At 34.3% G+C, this 2,135-nt stretch carries 2 protein-coding genes; both read right to left on the bottom strand.

What is annotated here, in order from left to right; translation table 11 throughout:
- Positions 1–117 precede the first annotated feature (117 nt).
- Positions 118–1,413, bottom strand: coding sequence for a sigma-54 interaction domain-containing protein (locus AC3AX0_RS12185; protein ID WP_487550551.1), 1,296 nt, complete (start codon positions 1,411–1,413; stop codon positions 118–120).
- 9 nt (positions 1,414–1,422) lie between these two features.
- Entirely contained in the window at positions 1,423–2,097 is a 675-nt protein-coding gene (locus tag AC3AX0_RS12180; protein ID WP_487550550.1) for a hypothetical protein, read from the bottom strand.
- Positions 2,098–2,135 lie beyond the last annotated feature (38 nt).

Below are 2,135 nucleotides of genomic sequence, written 5' to 3'. Positions count from 1 at the left end.
TTTCATACTATCACAATATCACAAATATGCATGTATTTCTATGGGTAATAATCAAGCTGTTGCTGTTGCTCCATTAAAAAAAGCTCAAATGTCAACCATTTGAACTTTTTTTAAAAATTATTCACTTATTTTAATATCGTATTTCTTCATCTTTTTGTAAAGGTTTTGCCTTGAAATTCCCAGTGTTTTTGCTGCAGCGGTCATATTACCATTTGAATTTTCCAGATCAAATATTATCCTATTCTTTTCTATGGTTTCCATCTCATGCTGAAGGGTATTCTGAACCAAGCTTATCTCTTCTTTTGACTTCTTTGATGACGTCGATGTTTTGAGGAAATAAGCAGGAAGATGCTCAGCATTAATTTCATTGCTGTATCTGGACATTACAATGGCACATTCAATTACATGCTCCAATTGTCTGACATTGCCTTCCCATTCATTCTTCATAAAAAGATAATACACCATCTTATTTACAGGCTTCTCATCGAGTCCCAAATTCCTTGATTTCATTTTGATAAAATAGTCCGTCAACATTTCAATATCATCTATTCTTTCTCGAAGAGAAGGTATTCTAATAAAGACAACTCCCAATCTGTACAGAAGATCATTCCTTATTTTACCCTTTTTAACCTCTTGAAATGGATCCATGTTTAGAGCGCTGATTATTCTTGAATCAACCTTTACTTCCTCCGAACCTCCCAGTCGCCTAACAGTTCCTTCCTGTATTACTCTTAGGAGCTTAGCCTGAAGAATTAAAGGCATTGAGTTGATTTCATCTAAAAATATCGTTCCACCCGAAGCCAGCTCAAAAAGACCTTTTTTATTTTCAGCACCTGTAAAAGCCCCTTTTACCGATCCGAAAAAAATGCTTTCCATAAGGTTTTCAGGCACCGCCGAACAGTTCACAGCTATAAACTTTTTTCTCTTTCTGGAGCTGTCATTATGAATACTCTGAGCTATCAGTTCCTTTCCTGAACCAGTTTCTCCATATATGATAATATTCGAGTCTGTTCTGGCAGCCTTTTTAGCATCTTCAATAAGTTTAAGTACCTGTTTGCTTTCTCCTACTATACTGTCAAATGTATACTTGCCACAAGAACTTCTAATATATGAATCATGATTACTTCTTGCTTCGACAATCTCTGCTACATTCAAGATGAATAAAAAATAACTTTTTTCAAAAAAAGATACTTGGACTTTATTTATCTCGAACATTCCACCTTCATATTCGAAAATCCCCAATCCTTCCTTTAATTTAGAAATATTTTCTGAAATCATATATGCGATTTCCATATAATTATCAAAGCTCTTGTTCTTCCATAGAATGTTTCCATGTTGTCTGATAAGAAGGAGCCCTATGCTGAAACTATCTAAAAAAATCTTGTTTTGCCTTAGAATCGTATTAATATCCATTAAAAACACCTATAGGGAGTTAATATATTCTTCTTCATCAAATTCAGCCCTTCTGTTTGGACAATCAACTTTTCTACAAAGAATACAGTTGTGGAATTCATTTTCACTTAAAAACATGAAACCAGATACACTTCTTACAGGATTTATCATTCCCGATTCAAGAACACTTAATCCAAGATCTGAGGGCTTACCTTCAAGAAGATCAAATATCTTATTTACTTCTACAGTGCTCCAATCCTGAATCGAACCTGGATTAATATGAGAAATGCCATGTACGTTGTAATCAGCCTTGATTTTATCCCTCATTGCTTCTCTTATCTGCGTCAATGCAAGATATTCAACTTTTTCCGATACATATTTATCAAAAATATCCTCCAAGGCTTCAGTATGTTCTGTAACCTCCAGTCCACAAGTTGCAAAATATGGAAAAACCCTGTCACAATCCTTCAATTTCTTTGCCATTATTCTACTTTTGAATTTTATATCCCCAAGCATTATATAATCTTCACCCTTCTCTACGATATTGCATTCCGCGAAAATATACTTGGATTTCATATGCTTCGCTGCCTCTCTAGCTACTTCCATAACGTTTTCTATCATATTTTCATTCCTGAGCTTCAGAACCTTAACCAACATCTCCTCATCAAGATTGAACTTTCCATTATCATCATATTTAATTTCCATATTATTCTCCTCTTTAAGTCAAGTGCTAATTTCCAACA

Source organism: Dethiosulfatibacter sp., assembly GCF_983023055.1.
This window is presented reverse-complemented; position numbering and strand designations above follow the sequence as displayed.

Excerpts from the sequence above, each read along its gene's own strand:
- AC3AX0_RS12185 (WP_487550551.1), bottom strand. The coding sequence starts at position 1,413 with ATGGATATTAATACGATTCTAAGGCAAAACAAGATTTTTTTAGATAGT.
- AC3AX0_RS12180 (WP_487550550.1), bottom strand. The coding sequence starts at position 2,097 with ATGGAAATTAAATATGATGATAATGGAAAGTTCAATCTTGATGAGGAG.